Below are 15,583 nucleotides of genomic sequence, written 5' to 3' on the forward strand. Positions count from 1 at the left end.
ATGGCTGTTCTCTTTTTTTTATGTAAAGAGTAGTAAGAATTATTAGAAAACCATTTCGAATATGTCAGGCAACAGTTATAATAGAAGCAAATTTTACTATTTCGAGGTGATTACGGGAGAAATTAAGTTTCATTTTTAACAATAATGTGAACAATTATGTCTTTTTACAGGGATGCTCAATAATTTTACCGAATTCATTGTAGATTTGGTAAGAAACCTGTTAATCGACAAAAATAGTGAAAGTTTTTGCCGCCGAAAGACAAATGTTTTGTTTATGTTTTTTTATAATAGTAAAAAGGGGTTTCAACGAAGGAGAGAACAGTGGTGAGAAAATATCAGCTATATTTAATAGAAGATGAATTTGCCGCCCATTACTTCGGAAGAGAGCGATTATTTTTTCAGCTTTTTCAGGAACATCAAACAGCTGACGGTGAGCTTAAATTTATTACGCAAAAGCAAATTTCTTATATAACGAAAAGGGTAGAGGTTTTAAAGATCCATCAGTTAATTCAAAAACAGCTTGGTAAAATAAAAGGATTTAGAGCAGACCATGGTGCATATACGATTTTCTTAAGCGGAAAACTAAGTACGGCAAGGGTAGAAGTTTTCCAGGACTTAATTACAGTTGATGCGGAGGGAACCTATGAAGCGGAAACGGCTTTTTTTGAAGTGCTTCGAAAATGCGAATCTTCCTTTTTAGCAATTGATCTTGATCATGAGCGATACGGCTGGTTAAAACCGATTAAAGAAAGAAAATTTATCTAATTGCCTCGAGATATTGTCTTATCCCGTTTTATTTAGTACACTGTATGGTAGACAACATGAAGGAGGAAGTTGAATGGGTTATTACATTCTAGTTGGTATACTAGCATTAGCAGCTGGTGTAGCGCTAGGATTTTTCATTGCTCGTAAATATATGATGAGCTACTTAAAGAAAAATCCGCCAATTAATGAACAAATGTTAAAAATGATGATGATGCAAATGGGTATGAAGCCTTCGCAAAAAAAGATCAACCAAATGATGCAAGCAATGAACAAGCAGCAATCTAAATAAACCGGACAAGCACTCATTTATATGGGTGCTTTTTTCATGCTTTCAAAGAATTAGTTTCTAAATCTTTATTATTTTAGAAATATTTGATAAAATAGAACCTCAGCGCAATAAGAATTATTTTTCATAATGAAATGATACAAGAAGTCAACTCCAAGCAGTTGGATTTTCTTGTGTTTTGGGGGCGGTTTCATGAAAGTGTTTTTAGAGTTAGGCTGGTTTTTTAAACAGGAGAAAAAAGCGTACATATCAGGGGTTCTCATTTTATTAGTCGTCGCAATGCTGCAGTTAGTTCCGCCAAAAGTAATCGGCATTATTGCCGATCATATTAACGAGGGTACGGTCACAAAAGGAATGCTCATCGAATGGGTTATTGTCTTGATTGCGGTCGGACTCGCGATGTATGGCCTAAGATATTATTGGAGAATTATGATTTTTGGTTCATCTGTTAAGCTTAGCAAGATTTTAAGAAACCGTTTGTACCAGCATTTTACCAAGATGTCGCCATCGTTTTATCAAAAAAGCCGTATCGGTGACTTAATGGCACATGCAACGAATGACCTATCCGCCATCCAGCAAACAGCAGGAGCGGGGGTCTTAACCCTCGTAGACTCCCTGTCGACCGGCGGTTTTGTCATCATTGCAATGGCGTTTACCATCAGTTGGAAGTTAACCTTAATTTGTTTGATTCCGATGCCTTTTATGGCGATGCTGACTAGCTGGTTTGGTTCGATGTTACATAAAAGCTTTTACAAGGCACAGGAGGCCTTCTCATCCCTAAATGATAAAACGCAAGAAAGCATTACAGGAATTAAAGTTATCAAAACGTTTGGACAGGAACAGGAAGACATTGAAGATTTCCGTAAACAATCGGCGGATGTTGTTCAAAAAAACATTGTTGTCGCGAAAATAGACTCCCTCTATGACCCTACCATTTCCATTATCGTAGGCATTTCTTTTTTCCTATCGATTGCATTTGGTGCGAAGTATGTGCTAAATGGCGAATTATCAATAGGAGAACTAATCTCGTTCACGACGTATTTAGGTTTATTAATTTGGCCAATGTTAGCCTTTGGCTGGTTATTTAACATAGTCGAACGCGGTCGTGCTTCTTATGACCGTGTTGCTGCTCTCCTTAGGGAAAAAGTAGAAATAATCGATGACGAGAAAGCCTTGGATATCGTGCCATGTGGGGATATTCAATATAGTATCTCCGAATTTTCCTATCCGGGAGAATCAAGTCCTCTTTTAAAGGATGTTACTTTTTCCCTCCATGAAGGTGAGACGCTTGGGATTGTTGGGAAAACGGGTGCAGGGAAAACAACATTGTTGAAGCTGCTGATCCGCGAGTTTGAGGGCTATGAAGGGAAGATACATTTTGGCGGTAGGACACTAAAAGACTATAAGCTGGAAAAATTACGTGAAGCCATTGGTTATGTACCGCAGGATCATTTCTTGTTTTCGGCAACAGTTGCTGAAAATATTGCCTTTACAGACCCAACTGCACCCTTCGAGGAAGTCGAGAGAGCTGCGAAACTGGCCAATATCCACGATGATATTCTTCAATTTACCGAGGGTTATCAAACGGTTGTTGGCGAGCGTGGCGTCTCATTATCCGGGGGGCAAAAACAACGAATTTCAATTGCTCGGGCATTATTAATGAATCCGGAAGTATTAGTCCTCGACGATTCCTTGTCAGCGGTAGATGCCAAAACAGAGGAAGCGATTCTCTCAACATTAAGGCAGAATCGTGAAGGAAAAACAACCATCATTACTTCACACCGATTAAGTGCCATCCAACATGCCAATTTAATTCTCGTTCTAGAAGATGGGAAGGTCAAGGAAAGAGGCACACATGAAGAGCTTATGGAGTTAAACGGGTGGTATAAGGAAATGTATTTACGCCAGCAGTTGGAAGAGCTGGTTGAGCATGGGGGACATTAATATGGAAGAAAAAGTACAACTGTCGGAACGTGAACAAAGAAAGGTCTTATTCCGCCTCCTATCCTATACAAAACCGCATAAAAAAATCATCAGTTTCGCCTTTGTCTTACTAATCTTAACGACTATCGGGGATATCTTCCTGCCGATTTTAGTGAAAATCTTTATTGATGATTATTTGACACCAGGGAAGCTTGAGTTTCAGCCGTTATTGATTCTTGGTTCGGTTTATATGGGAATACAGGTAGTAAAAGCAATCCTCATGTTTTTCCAATTTGTAAAATTTCAGGAAATTGCCTTATACATTATTCAACAGCTTCGAATTGATGTTTTTTCAAAGGTTCAAGCTCTTGGATTGAAGTATTTTGATAAAACACCTGCGGGTAGTATCGTGTCACGGGTAACGAATGATACAGAAGCGATAAAGGAAATGTTTGTAACCGTTATTGCGACCTTTATCCAAAGTGGATTTTTACTGACGGGTATTTTTATTGCCATGTTTATTTTGAATGTGAAGCTTGCATTGTTCTGCGTGATCATTATCCCAATCTTATTATTTGTCATGAATCTCTACCGAAAATTAAGCTCGCGTTTCTATCTTGATATGCGTGAAAGATTAAGCCAGCTGAATGCGAAGTTAAGCGAGTCTCTGTCCGGTATGTCGATTATTCAAGTATTTCGTCAGGAAAAACGCCTTCGCAATGAGTTTGGCGCCATTAATGAGCAGCACTACAATTCGGGTATGAAAAATATCAAAATCGATGGACTGCTACTAAGACCGGCGATTGATTTGATTTATATTTTTGCCTTGATCATTGTCCTAAGCTATTTCGGGATTACTTCCTTTCAAAACAGCGTTGAAATTGGAGTCATCTATGCGTTTATTAATTATTTGGATCGCTTCTTTGAACCGATCAACCAAATGATGATGCGGCTTTCTCTATACCAGCAGGCCATCGTTTCCGGCTCCAGGGTGTTTAAATTGCTGGATGAAGAAGAATTGGCACCGGCCCAAAAGGAAGAGAAAACGATTGCTATCGATGAAGGAAGGATTGAGTTTAAGGATTTAAGTTTTTCCTATGATGGGAAACGGGATGTGCTTAAAAATATTTCCTTTACCGCAAATCCTGGGGAAACGGTCGCCCTTGTCGGCCATACCGGAAGCGGTAAGAGTTCCATCATTAATCTCATGATGCGTTTCTACGAATTTGAACGTGGTGAGATTTTAATCGATGGAGAGTCGATTCGCAGTTTTACTAAGCCTGAGCTAAGAGAAAAAATGGGACTTGTGCTTCAGGACCCGTTCTTGTTTTTCGGAACGGTAAAAGATAATATTCGTCTTCATACCGAGGAAATGACGGATGAACAGGTTGAAGAAGCAGCAAGGTTTGTTCAAGCCCATACGTTTATCGAAAAACTTGAGGATGGCTTTGACCATAAAGTAGTGGAGAGGGGAGCCACTTTCTCAAGCGGTCAGCGGCAGTTAATCGCTTTTGCCCGTACGATAGCGGCAAATCCAAAAATATTGGTTCTGGATGAAGCAACGGCTAATATTGATACAGAAACAGAGGAAGCCATTCAAATGGCTCTGGCGAAGATGCGTAAGGGTAGGACCACCATAGCGATTGCACACCGACTATCAACTATTCAGGATGCTGACCTTATTCTTGTCCTTCATCAGGGGGAGATTGTGGAGAGAGGAACGCATCAAGAGCTGCTGGCACACGAAGGTTTGTATCATAAAATGTTCCTCTTGCAAAACGGTACAATCGAACGCTTAGAAGTCAAAAAATGAAAAAAGCCTGGCAACATTGCCGGGCTTTTACCTTGTTTTTGATCATCAGCTAAGGGATGTTAACAGGCTGATGATGATACTTTTTTTATATAGATTCTATTATATTCATTTAAAAGGTTATCTAGTTCCTGACTATAGCGAATTGCAACGGAGGATGTTAAGCCGTTGGTTATGGCGACTTGAATTAATTCAGCTCGCTTTTTTTCAATTAAGGCAACTAATTCTTGTTTGATCACGGCCGTAATCCTTTCCGGAGTAACTCCTAAATTTGGGAAAATTACACTAAAAAACTATTAAAATGGCATTGTTTTACTAGTATAACCTATGATGTAAATAATTTCAAAGACATTTGTAAAAGAATATCCAAAAATATAGGCTTGGAATTGGAAAAAATGAATTTTTTTTGAAGTCTGATCACATGAGACACAAAATATTCATGTTAACCATTATCTTTTAAGCAATAGTTTTGTTAGAATGTAGAGGTATCGACTATAGTGGGAGTGTTAATATGTCTGATGTAAATATCTTTTTAGCATTAGGAGCAGGATTTTTAAGCTTTATTTCACCTTGTTGTTTGCCGCTTTATCCGGCATTTCTTTCGTACATCACAGGTATGTCTGTTGGAGAGATTCAAAGTGATAATGCTATGCTTCAAAAGCGGAGTCTGCTACATACATTATGTTTTCTTTTAGGGTTTTCCATTATTTTTATTGTAATTGGATTTGGAACATCCTTTTTTATCGGCCGCTTTTTTGTTGAATATAAGGATTTAATTCGTCAGCTTGGCGGGATCTTTATCGTATTCTTTGGATTAATCATCGTCGGGATCTTAAATCCACAATTTATGATGAAAGATCGTCGTTTCGAATTTAAAAATCGTCCTTCAGGTTATATTGGCTCCGTTTTAATCGGAATGGCCTTTGCCGCCGGCTGGACACCTTGCACAGGACCAATCCTTTCGGCTGTCATTCTGCTTGCTGCATCGAATCCGGGTTCTGGTGTCTTATACATGATTGCTTATTCTCTGGGATTTGCGATTCCATTTTTGATTTTATCGTTCTTTGTCGGTCGTATGAAATCAATTAAAAAGCACAGCGGAAAGATTATGAAGGTTGGCGGTTACCTCATGATTGTCATGGGGATTGTACTTTTCTTTGATTGGATGACAAAAATCATTACCATCTTTTCCGGACTGTTTGGCGGCTTTACTGGATTCTAGTGTACTTCTCATTATAAAAGCCTGAATAAACGTATTTTAAGAGAAATCCAGTTTTTGTATGGATTGCCTCTGCATTTCAATATTGGGAACGTAAATACAGTGAAAAATTATATAGCAAAATTCATCATTTGAGATATAATGGGTTAAGTAAATAATTAGATAAGGGAAGAATGAGTCCAATGAATTACGTTGTTATTTCTTCAATCGGAGCAGTGTTTATGGGCTTTTTTGTTTTGTTTGTCCGCATGAAGGCTGCAAAGAAACCTACCAATGTGAAAAAGATTATCATGCCGCCGATTTTTATGTCCAGTGGAGCATTGATGTATCTTGTTCCGGAATTTAGACTTACCCCAATGGAAATTTTAGAGGCCGTAATCGTGGGCATGTTATTTTCCATCTTACTGATCAAAACCTCTAAATTCGAAATTCGTGACAATGATATATACTTAAAACGATCAAAGGCATTTATTTTTATTTTAGTCGGATTGTTAGTTGTTCGTTTGGTATTAAAAACAATCTTAAGCAGTACGATTGATATCGGGCAGCTAAGCGGCATGTTCTTCCTGCTTGCCTTTAGCATGATTGTGCCATGGCGTGTGGCCATGTATCGGTCATACATGAAACTGTATAAAGAACTGCATGGGAAAAAAATGATATAGATGACAAGCACTGATTCTTTTTGGAGTCAGTGTTTTTTAGTTTCGGCAAAAAATAAAAACCGTTCGAGGTGAACGGTTTAGAATAAATGCTCGTATGGCGCAACATCAATTTGATTTTGAAACAGCTTCTTTCGTAAAAATTTATGATCTCGTTTCGGCGTTGCCTGAATATAACCTCGAATCACCAGTTCTTGTGTGATTTTAGGTGCTTTCTCTTTAACGGCTAATTCACCAATTCTTCCGGCAATTTTATGTCTTGCCACATCGCGGAACAGCTCCGGAACAGGGCTGACCAAATCCTCTAAAAGAGCTTTCTCCTCGTCATGCCATAAGTGACGGGATTCATTTACATAATGCTCTTCCCAATCCATGACTGATTTTCCATCTTCCTTCGGCATTTTTTTCAAAAACTTTCGGAACATAAAAAATCCGCCGATGGAAAATGACCCTATTAAAAAAACAACCCAAAAAAGAATAAACCACAAAAACCAACCTTGAAGCATTCTATTCACCTACAAAAACAATATTATTCCTTATTATAGTCTGTTTCTAGGAAAAATGACAAGTTCTCGCGACAATTTAGGATGGTGATGTATGATTCAGAAGGGGTTACCTGGGAATTTTTACAAATGAAAACCTTGTCGAAAAAATGACAAATCCGCCAATTCTATTGATTAATACTATATTCCATTGTAATATGGTTACAAATGATAGGTAAGGAAACAGTTTGTTTAAAGACTGTGAACCATAGTCTTTCTAGTTGAAAATACTACATCCTATGGGGCTGAATGGGGTACTGGTGTCCTCCACAGTCTTCAAAACTGCCTGAGACCTGCGTGTCAGGTCTGGTGGGTTCGATTCCCACACAGTCCCGCCAACCTTGACTTTTCAGCGTTTTTAATAAAATTGTTCCTCCACAGTTTAAACCGTGTTTTTTGACTAGACTGTTGCAGACAGTTAGTCGAGACTGTGAAGGACATTTACTCTTAGTCACCTATAATTATTCATAGGGGGCTATTTTTATGCAAAAAGTAATACGTAAGTATAAGCGTGGACAAGGTAGCAGCAAGAGTACTAAGAAGGTATTAGATGAATTAACCTTGGAAGAACTGTTTGATAAGTTCATGACATTTAAGAAAACTGAAGCACTTGCACCAAGAACAATTAATGAGTACTATATTCACTTTAATTATTTAAAAGAGTTTTTAGGCGATGATGTTACGAATGAAACTGTAACACTTGAAGATTTCCGTGGCTATATTGGTTAGATGCTTCACGATAAGGAACTGTCGCCAATGACGGTTAACATTAGAATTTGGACTATGAGGGCGTTTATTCGGTTTTGCTATATTGAAGGTTATATAGAAACACCAATCCATGAAAATTTTAAACCAGTTAAAGCACCTGAAGATACACTGGAATCTTTTACACCTGCCGAAAAAAAAAGTTACTAGCTGTTATTGATGATGAAATGTACACTGGTTACCGAGACAAAGTTATTGTATTCGTACTATTAGATACAATGGTTAGAATTTCCGAATTGGTAGCCATGAAGCGGAGTAATGTAGATTTAAAAAATGGAGTTATTAAACTTGAAGCTATGGGTACTAAAACAAGGAAAGCAAGGGAAGTACCAGTCTCCACTAAAACGGCAAAATTATTAAAAGAATATATTCAAGAAACTGAAGATTTTGGGGATGAACATTTATTTCTTACATATGATGGACACATTATGAATCATGCAACAGTGAGAATAAATTTAAGAGATTATGGTAGGAAAGCTGTTATATCTAATAAGAGAGTTTCACCACACACATTTAGGCATACAGGTGCCTTATTCTATATAATGAATGGTGGAAACCCATTTAGTTTACAAAAGATATTAGGACATAGTGATATGAGTATGACACGTAAATACATTCAAATGACAGATACTGATGTTAGAAGGCAACAAAACGCATTTTCGCCTATTAATAGCATATTCGGAAAATAAATAGTAATGAAAACAACCGTTCCAATTGGGACGGTTTATTTTTTGTGAACTTAAAAAAGTACTTTATAGAAATCAAATTAGATATTATATTTAAAAAGGAAAATATTAGGGGAGTTTATCTATCCAAAAGGAGTGAAACAGCATGAAAGAAAATATTAAAAGACATTTATATACTGGGTTAATCTGTTTTTGCATAATTTACTGGCTTCATAGATTAGGGATTTTAGATTAAATTTGAATTTGTGAAATATTATTTAATTAGTCTAATGGCTGCGAGGGATAATTGTTGGTAAATTTAAGTCTTACAAAAGATGATGCTATATTTTTTATGGATATGGTGGGTTCTGTATGGGGACCTAATTTTAAGCCTAAATTACATAAGTCAAAACCATATATTAAGATATTGAGGCATAAAGATTCTGCTGAATATAAGAGGTTTATAGATGTTTATGAAGTAATGAAATATATCTTAACTGAAAAAGAAATAGTAATTCTTAATGAGGTATATGGGATAGATAAAGAGAAGTCTACACTTCAAGCTGTAGCTGATTCACTAAACTTATCGTTTGAACGTGTGAGAGTATTGCGTAATGGTGCTGAAAATAAAATAGCTAAGGCACTACTGAAACTATTTGATTATTAATAAAAAGGCAGCCCTACACTGAATTAGGTAGATGTTGATACACTAACCTAAATCTAATTTCGCTGTAGGGCTTCCTAATAACATATAATTAGTTAGAAAAGGGATTCCGTATAGGTCTATTAAATTCATACCTAACAATTAACCAGCAACCTATAAATAATCCTAGTCCGTACATCATCATTTTAAATCTTTCAAGCTGTTATAAGGCTTTACATGCTTATAGTCACTATCGCTGTAATTGCCTTTAATAAATCGGATGACCTCAGTATGGGATAGTGCTAAATAGTTACCATTACCGCTATTAGTAGGTGTGGACTTAACAGTTGAATCAGTATAAACACCATTCTTTCTACCAGCCTGTACTAAGATTTCCTGTACCTTAGTATCCAGCTGATTTAATTCCTTGATATGTTGTCCTTCTTCAATCATGGCATCTATAAACTGTTTCTTAAAGTACAACATCTTTGCATAGTGTTTAGTTTCCTGAATGAACTTTTCCTGGCTGTACAGCCTATCCAGTTCCACCAGCTTTTCACCTGATTGATACTGGTACTGTTTGATAGCGTTTTGAAGGATGATAACAGATTCTTGTTTAGCCTGATACTGTTCCTGATATTTTGATAGCTGTTTCTTCAACTTATAAACGTGACTATCATCAGTGCTTTCTAGAACAGCCTTAGCTGTTGCCTGTGGTATCTCCACTTCATTTAGCATCTTGATTTCAAACTGTAGGTATTCTGACTGGGCTACAGCATCCTGTAGCCTTGTCTGAAGGTCCTGTAACTTCTGATTATATTCCTCTATGAATGATTCTACCTTTGTTTTCACTGACATCTTACTTTTCCCCCTTATTATCATGAATGATGAAATGTGATTCTTGCTGGAACTTCCATAAATCCTCTTTTTTTACATCAGCGAACCCGTCATGGAATTGATATCCGTAACGGGAACCATTAAATCTATACGTTATCGTGCCTTTAGAAGTATGGGATATGAAAGGCTTTACTTCTACCTTCACTGATTGGTTATTGAAGTAATTCTGCAAATACTGAAGTCTTTCCTGATTGATTCCGCTGTTACTCATTTTCATTTCCCCCTAACTTAAAAATTTCTACATTTGGATTCCAGTAACTTAACTGATTCCGTAAAACATAGGCATTAATGTTATTCCTCATAGTTCGGTGTAAACTACCGAAGTACAGCTGATTCTTTAATAAGAAATTTACCTTAGCTTTGTAAGTTTTCTTGTTTGAAGTTGCTATTAGTGTATTAATGCTAGCGGTAGCTTTATATTTTGTTTTAACTAGAAGACTGTTAAAGGAATCTTTAGCCTTAACACTAGAAATGTCTAAAGGCTGTCGGTAGTTAATTTCTATCTTGTCAATTCGACTTAAAAGTAAATCCATCTTTAAATTCAATTCTTCTTTACTAATTTCATCTTGATACCATTCTGTTGAATATAGGATTAACTCATGGCATAAGGCATTTATTTCATTCACTTGTTACCCACTTCCTTTTCTTTGATGTATTAGCCATCTTGTTTATAAGAATCAATTCAGTAGATTCTAATCCATGCTGTTTTAGTAATTCGTACACCAGCTGACGTTCGTAAGGCTTCCAGCTATCGTGTTTTTGCTTATAAACTATTGCCTGTCGTGTCTGACGTAATCTAAAGGCTATAGAATCGTAATTAATTCCATACAGTCTGAATAACGCTGAAATAGTTGGTGCATCCAGTAACTTAATGACTTCTGCATTATGGTATTGATTCAATAGATTCACTTCCTTAATAAAAATAGGTACGAAAAAAAGACAGTTTAGGCATAGTCCTAAACTGTCAACTTTTCAATTGTGGTCGAATATAAATAAATCTTTAACATTTCATTCAGGGCAGTAGTTGGAAGCGATAGCAGAAAGGGAAAATTAAAAACTACAGCTTCAAACTAATCCTGCTGTTGGCACTAAAAGTATATTCACAATGTCCTAGATGTGATTAGGAACTACTAGATATCCAAACTAGTAATTCCTACTATATAGTATGGTTGAGGACGGGAATGTCCTACGAACATACAATGAACTTTCTGTGAACAGAATAGATTACCTTAACCATATAGGTGGTAGCAGATATTTTAATAACCACTTGTACCAGTTTTTAAAGTTCAAGAAAATGGTACTTAACTATAATCCATTAATATTCACTAAAACCTGCTTAAATATAATTAGTTAAAAATAGGTGGACAAAAATGTACCTATTTAGGCTAGTTTTAGGACAAAAATGTACCCATCTCTAAAATGCTATATCCCTTGTGGCTGTAGGGATGAAGGTGCTTTTTTAAGCATTTAGTTCCTTTACTTCTAGTGATACTGATAAAGAAACTGTTAGCAGTTGCACCTGATTATAATCTGTAATTAATTTCTGTTATTACGAATGGGGAAACCCCTATACCCCTACTAGGACGTATTTTTTAACCCCAAAAAGCAGGGTTAAAAAATACATCCTAGACCAAATAACTAACACTACAACTGATACTAAGGACACTAACAGTAGTAGCTACCACTAGTTTTCTTTTGTTAGTTGTATTAGATATAATTTTTTATTCATTAGGTGTGGACAGCGGTAGCTGGACACTGGCGAAGCCATAATTACGTTTTTAAATATTTTAGCAGATAGGTACAGAAATTAATTTTTTATTGAAATGTAGAACTTTCACCCCTTTAACCATGCGTAAAGGTGGATACGTTAGTAGTCATTTATTGATTCCATGTATCCATTTTAATAAGAGAAGGGGAAAATGATGAACATGAAAAAGGATAACTTTTTATTTAAAACTGAAGTGCTTGTGGATACTGAAACTGGTGAAATAAAGAAGGGTATGCTTATTCCATTTGAAGTTCAAGATGAATATAATCTAGTGCATAAAAAGACCGCTGAAGCCTATAAGAAAAAGAATGAAGCTACTGATGAATTAAACTATTTTAATAGCCTAAACGGTAGTAAATATACATTTAGTGTAGAAAGAAGCGTGATTGAATTGTTTAATAACGATGCTTTCAGCGATTCTGAAAAAGTCCATATTATGTATTTAGGCAGCTTTGTTAATTATGATGGTTATTTAATGTCTAAGAAAAATCAGCCAATAAAGAAAAGTGACGTTATGAAGATGGTACAGATACGAAATAGGGCTAGATTTTACGACTTCTATAACAAGTTGGTGGCGATGGGATTAATTAAAGAAAAGGAAACTGTAAAAGTAGATGATAACGGAGAAATCAAGTCTATTATTAGATTGTACTGGAATACTGATTTATCTTTTAAGGGTAGTCCAAAAAGTAACGGTACGACTTCTTATAAAGTCATCAGAAAGTATGATGAAACTATCCAGCGACTTTACGAAGAGAATACGGCTAAATCATTAGTGGTAATTTTTAAGATTTTGCCGTATCTAAACAAATTCCACAACGTCCTTTGTAAAGATACTGAAGCCACAGATTATAATCATAGTCAGCCTTTAACCGTTCAAGAAGTGGCGGTAATCTTAGGGGAAGATTCTAGGAAGTTCGTACAGAGAAAATTACTAGGGTTACGTGTAGGGGATGAATATATCTTCAGTATACGTAAAACAGGTGATAAAACAAATATAATTGTTAATCCTTCTTTAGTGTGGTTATCATCATATCCACCGTCTAGTAATTTATTAGGTGACTTTTCACTGGCTAAGAAGCAGCTATTAGAAGATAGACAGAAGAAGGAAGAAGCGTTATCTAAGATATCTAATAGAAGGAGTTTTGTTAAGAAATTTTAAATCTCACTGATTGAATAATTTCAGCTGGCTGGGAATTTTTTTGTTATCAGGGTGAATTGTAATTGGTCTTTTAGGCTTATTCTAATTAGCGTATAATCATAATGATAGGGGGTTAACATCATGAAAAGATTATTAATCGCTATGGGCTGTTTATTGCTTGCTGGCGGTTGTTCTTCACAAGCTTCACAATCTTCACAGTCTTCACAGTCTTCACCTGAAGAGATACAGAAAAAGATAGATAAGGCAACTGCTGAAGAAGAACACTTTAATAGAAGTAGGGCTAGAGAGTTTACACAGAAGGTAGAAGAAATGAAAGGTTATGTTGATAATGAAGTCTATGGAACTTATGATTCAGTTACTACTAGTTTCCTGCCGTGGGCTGAAACAATAGATAAAGGAAATGATACCTATGAAATTAGGGGAATTAATTTCGATGATTCAGTAATAGTTAAATTCGATGATAAAGACATTCTGAAAGAAGTTATTTACAAAGAGGATAACTAACGTAGAGATAAAATCCTTTTAACATTCTGAAAGTGCTAGTGTATTAATGTGATTCCCTTTTCTATGGAATACTTGTATCCTAAAACAGCTGTCAGTTCCCCCTGATAGCTGTATTTTTTATGTTTATATATTCGGAATGTTATTGAAATGCGATGGAATATATAGGAAAATTATACTATTAGATTAGTTCTACCTAGTAGGGGGAGTTTATATGATTAGTCAGAAAAGGCTTATAACAACTGTGTTAATTGGCTTCTTAATGATTTTATTAGTCGGTTGTGGTAGTGAAACAACGGCAAGCAGCGTTGTAGAAGCTTTATAGGATGAAGATTACGATAAGGCTACACAAATTTTTGATGATTCCGTTTACCAATCAGATGAACCATACGAGATACATAAAGCAACTTCAATCGCAATTCGAGATTACCTTGATGGCATTTACGGTGATTATTATGATACAAGTAATGAAGAATCTTTTTATACTCTATTAGATAACATTGAAAATATAGGGATTGATGATGATGAACTAAATGATGCTATCACTGAATTTAGGGGATTTAGGGACGGAAGCTATAGTGTAAACGATAGTTATTCAGATGATGACGAAACCTATGAAGATGATGAAAGTTATGATGACAATAGCTACGATGACGAAAGATACACCGAAGATAATGGTTATAATGAAGAAGATACTTCGGACAATCCGTATACAGCTACAGATATAGACCACGATTGCACTGACTTTGAAACACAAGAAGATGCACAGCTTTTTTATGAAGCAAATGGTGGGCCGGAATATGACCCCCATGATTTAGATAGAGATAATGATGGCATGGCTTGTGATTGGAATTAATTCATTTAGAAAATAAAAGAGTCAAAAAAAAGAACGACAATTTTTTAAGTCGTTCCTTTATTATTACTATTCTGTAAGCCATGATTTAAAGCTAAGATTAGACCATCCGCTTAGCGGTGTTAAAGGTCTTAATGGCTTTAATGGTGTTAAAGGTCTTAAAGGTGTTAAAGGGGTTAAAGGTCTTAATGGTTGTAAAGGCTTTAATGGACTAAGAGAACCTTCAATATCATAATCTGGGTTCCAAGCAACAATTTTACCACGAGTATCCAAACAATTAAATCCATTAATGGGTCCTAGCCATTTTAATGTTTTCGAAGAAAATACATTGTTATTACTTACAAAAGCAACCCAGTTTATATTTAAATCGAAAATGTTTTCTCGGTCTTGTATCCACCCAACAAGTTCAACATTCCTATCAAATAATGGTTCCAATTTACACACCTCCTTTTTAATACATAATTCGCCAAATTTTTACATATCCCTTCTTTTATGTCAGTAAGGAAATGTAAATACATATATACCAAAAGAAGCCCCTCGTAGGGCATGGAATTAAATCATTTAGTATAGTAAAGTGTTGAAGTATCAATATTTCACCAGCTAATATAGGGCATGTTCTGAACTAGCTACGAATCCAACAGCATCTTTACGATATTCAAAACTCCCCCATTTTGGTATCAAAACTTTTAAGTTATGACACTTTTTAAAAGGGGTACATGGGGTGATAGGGGGTATCCGTTCCAAAAGTTAGTGGTTTGAAAATATTAACATTAGTTTGTGAATACATAATTTTCTACTTAACATTTCTGTTTTGTATGCTATATGGTATTATTTTATTGGAAAACATTTCTAAGGGAAGGAGTGGTCTTTTATTATTTTCAGTACTAGAGAATGGGCAATAATTATTTGGACAATGATATTCCTTGTTTTTGGAATAATAGTTTTAATTAAAAATAAACAAGGTAATACTGTTACTAATATAATAGTATCTTTTATCAGGGTAATTAAACATCCAACTATGATATTTAGATTACTGTTTATTTTAATGCTATTTTATTTGTTTAATAAAATAGATGTATATAATGGAAGAATAGTATATTTTCTTATTTGTGTTGTGGTTTGTGT

At 35.6% G+C, this 15,583-nt stretch carries 19 protein-coding genes and 1 tRNA gene; 13 read left to right on the forward strand and 7 right to left on the reverse strand.

From position 1 onward, the window contains the following. Positions 1-324: 324 nt before the first annotated feature. From sirA to ACIQXV_RS24485, 4 genes are all read left to right on the forward strand, one after another. The gene (gene sirA / locus ACIQXV_RS24470; RefSeq protein WP_402963239.1) at positions 325-765 is read left to right on the forward strand and encodes a sporulation inhibitor of replication protein SirA; all 441 of its coding nucleotides are present in this window, start codon (positions 325-327) and stop codon (positions 763-765) included. 73 nt (positions 766-838) lie between these two features. Next, positions 839-1,054 (forward strand): YneF family protein, encoded by a 216-nt coding sequence (locus ACIQXV_RS24475; protein ID WP_007083891.1) that lies wholly within the window; start codon positions 839-841, stop codon positions 1,052-1,054. Positions 1,055-1,243: 189 nt separating this feature from the next. Then, positions 1,244-2,995, forward strand: a complete 1,752-nt coding sequence (locus ACIQXV_RS24480) for an ABC transporter transmembrane domain-containing protein (RefSeq protein ID WP_402963242.1) — start codon at positions 1,244-1,246, stop codon at positions 2,993-2,995. A gap of 1 nt (position 2,996) precedes the next feature. Next, the gene (locus tag ACIQXV_RS24485; protein WP_402963245.1) at positions 2,997-4,787 is read left to right on the forward strand and encodes an ABC transporter ATP-binding protein; all 1,791 of its coding nucleotides are present in this window, start codon (positions 2,997-2,999) and stop codon (positions 4,785-4,787) included. A gap of 59 nt (positions 4,788-4,846) precedes the next feature. Here the strand turns inward: ACIQXV_RS24485 and ACIQXV_RS24490 are convergent, their stop codons facing one another. Continuing rightward, positions 4,847-5,023 carry a Spo0E family sporulation regulatory protein-aspartic acid phosphatase gene (locus ACIQXV_RS24490; protein WP_402963248.1) on the reverse strand — a complete coding sequence of 59 codons (177 nt, stop codon included), beginning with the start codon at positions 5,021-5,023 and terminating at the stop codon, positions 4,847-4,849. 272 nt (positions 5,024-5,295) lie between these two features. Here ACIQXV_RS24490 and ACIQXV_RS24495 point away from each other — a divergent pair, with 272 nt between their 5' ends. Next, a complete protein-coding gene (locus ACIQXV_RS24495; RefSeq protein ID WP_402963251.1) occupies positions 5,296-6,006 on the forward strand; it encodes a cytochrome c biogenesis CcdA family protein in 711 nt (236 codons plus the stop codon). A 179-nt stretch (positions 6,007-6,185) separates the two neighbouring features. Next, positions 6,186-6,665, forward strand: a complete 480-nt coding sequence (locus ACIQXV_RS24500) for a CcdC family protein (RefSeq protein WP_402963254.1) — start codon at positions 6,186-6,188, stop codon at positions 6,663-6,665. Between the two features lie 77 nt (positions 6,666-6,742). On the opposite strand, the gene ACIQXV_RS24505 is transcribed toward ACIQXV_RS24500, so the two are convergent. Next, entirely contained in the window at positions 6,743-7,168 is a 426-nt protein-coding gene (locus ACIQXV_RS24505) for a DUF2621 domain-containing protein (RefSeq protein ID WP_402963257.1), read from the reverse strand. A gap of 277 nt (positions 7,169-7,445) precedes the next feature. On the opposite strand from ACIQXV_RS24505, the gene ACIQXV_RS24510 reads away from it, so the two are divergent. The 4 genes from ACIQXV_RS24510 (at position 7,446) to ACIQXV_RS24525 (ending at position 9,301) form a co-directional block, all read left to right on the forward strand. Further along, positions 7,446-7,542, forward strand: a tRNA-Sec gene (locus tag ACIQXV_RS24510). Between the two features lie 145 nt (positions 7,543-7,687). Then, a complete protein-coding gene (locus ACIQXV_RS24515; RefSeq protein ID WP_402963260.1) occupies positions 7,688-7,933 on the forward strand; it encodes a hypothetical protein in 246 nt (81 codons plus the stop codon). Positions 7,934-8,136: 203 nt separating this feature from the next. Then, on the forward strand, positions 8,137-8,658 hold the full coding sequence (locus ACIQXV_RS24520; RefSeq protein ID WP_402963263.1) for a tyrosine-type recombinase/integrase: 522 nt from the start codon (positions 8,137-8,139) through the stop codon (positions 8,656-8,658). 286 nt (positions 8,659-8,944) lie between these two features. Next, the gene (locus ACIQXV_RS24525; protein WP_402963266.1) at positions 8,945-9,301 is read left to right on the forward strand and encodes a sigma-70 family RNA polymerase sigma factor; all 357 of its coding nucleotides are present in this window, start codon (positions 8,945-8,947) and stop codon (positions 9,299-9,301) included. 177 nt (positions 9,302-9,478) lie between these two features. On the opposite strand, the gene ACIQXV_RS24530 is transcribed toward ACIQXV_RS24525, so the two are convergent. From ACIQXV_RS24530 to ACIQXV_RS24545, 4 genes are read right to left on the reverse strand one after another with little or no spacing between them, the layout of a single operon-like run. After that, positions 9,479-10,135, reverse strand: coding sequence for a hypothetical protein (locus ACIQXV_RS24530; RefSeq protein ID WP_402963269.1), 657 nt, complete (start codon positions 10,133-10,135; stop codon positions 9,479-9,481). Position 10,136: 1 nt separating this feature from the next. Continuing rightward, positions 10,137-10,385, reverse strand: coding sequence for a hypothetical protein (locus tag ACIQXV_RS24535; RefSeq protein ID WP_402963272.1), 249 nt, complete (start codon positions 10,383-10,385; stop codon positions 10,137-10,139). Beyond that, positions 10,378-10,800: a hypothetical protein gene (locus ACIQXV_RS24540; RefSeq protein WP_402963275.1), complete on the reverse strand. Its 423-nt coding sequence runs from the start codon at positions 10,798-10,800 to the stop codon at positions 10,378-10,380. The genes ACIQXV_RS24535 and ACIQXV_RS24540 overlap by 8 nt, the downstream gene beginning before the upstream one ends. Continuing rightward, a complete protein-coding gene (locus tag ACIQXV_RS24545; RefSeq protein WP_402963278.1) occupies positions 10,793-11,074 on the reverse strand; it encodes a hypothetical protein in 282 nt (93 codons plus the stop codon). The genes ACIQXV_RS24540 and ACIQXV_RS24545 overlap by 8 nt, the downstream gene beginning before the upstream one ends. Positions 11,075-12,102: 1,028 nt before the next feature. Between ACIQXV_RS24545 and ACIQXV_RS24550 the strand changes: the two genes are divergently transcribed. The 3 genes from ACIQXV_RS24550 to ACIQXV_RS24560 all read left to right on the forward strand — a co-directional run bounded on the left by ACIQXV_RS24550 (position 12,103) and on the right by ACIQXV_RS24560 (position 14,461). Continuing rightward, positions 12,103-13,104, forward strand: a complete 1,002-nt coding sequence (locus tag ACIQXV_RS24550) for a hypothetical protein (RefSeq protein WP_402963281.1) — start codon at positions 12,103-12,105, stop codon at positions 13,102-13,104. 120 nt (positions 13,105-13,224) lie between these two features. Then, on the forward strand, positions 13,225-13,608 hold the full coding sequence (locus ACIQXV_RS24555; RefSeq protein WP_402963284.1) for a hypothetical protein: 384 nt from the start codon (positions 13,225-13,227) through the stop codon (positions 13,606-13,608). Between the two features lie 721 nt (positions 13,609-14,329). Further along, positions 14,330-14,461 (forward strand): excalibur calcium-binding domain-containing protein, encoded by a 132-nt coding sequence (locus ACIQXV_RS24560; RefSeq protein WP_402963311.1) that lies wholly within the window; start codon positions 14,330-14,332, stop codon positions 14,459-14,461. Positions 14,462-14,527: 66 nt separating this feature from the next. Here ACIQXV_RS24560 and ACIQXV_RS24565 read toward each other — a convergent pair whose 3' ends face one another. Next, positions 14,528-14,893 carry a 4-fold beta flower protein gene (locus ACIQXV_RS24565; protein ID WP_402963287.1) on the reverse strand — a complete coding sequence of 122 codons (366 nt, stop codon included), beginning with the start codon at positions 14,891-14,893 and terminating at the stop codon, positions 14,528-14,530. Between the last annotated feature and the right edge of the window lie 690 nt (positions 14,894-15,583).

It is taken from the genome of Neobacillus sp. NPDC097160 (genome assembly GCF_044762155.1).
Lineage (GTDB): Bacteria > Bacillota > Bacilli > Bacillales > Cytobacillaceae > Neobacillus.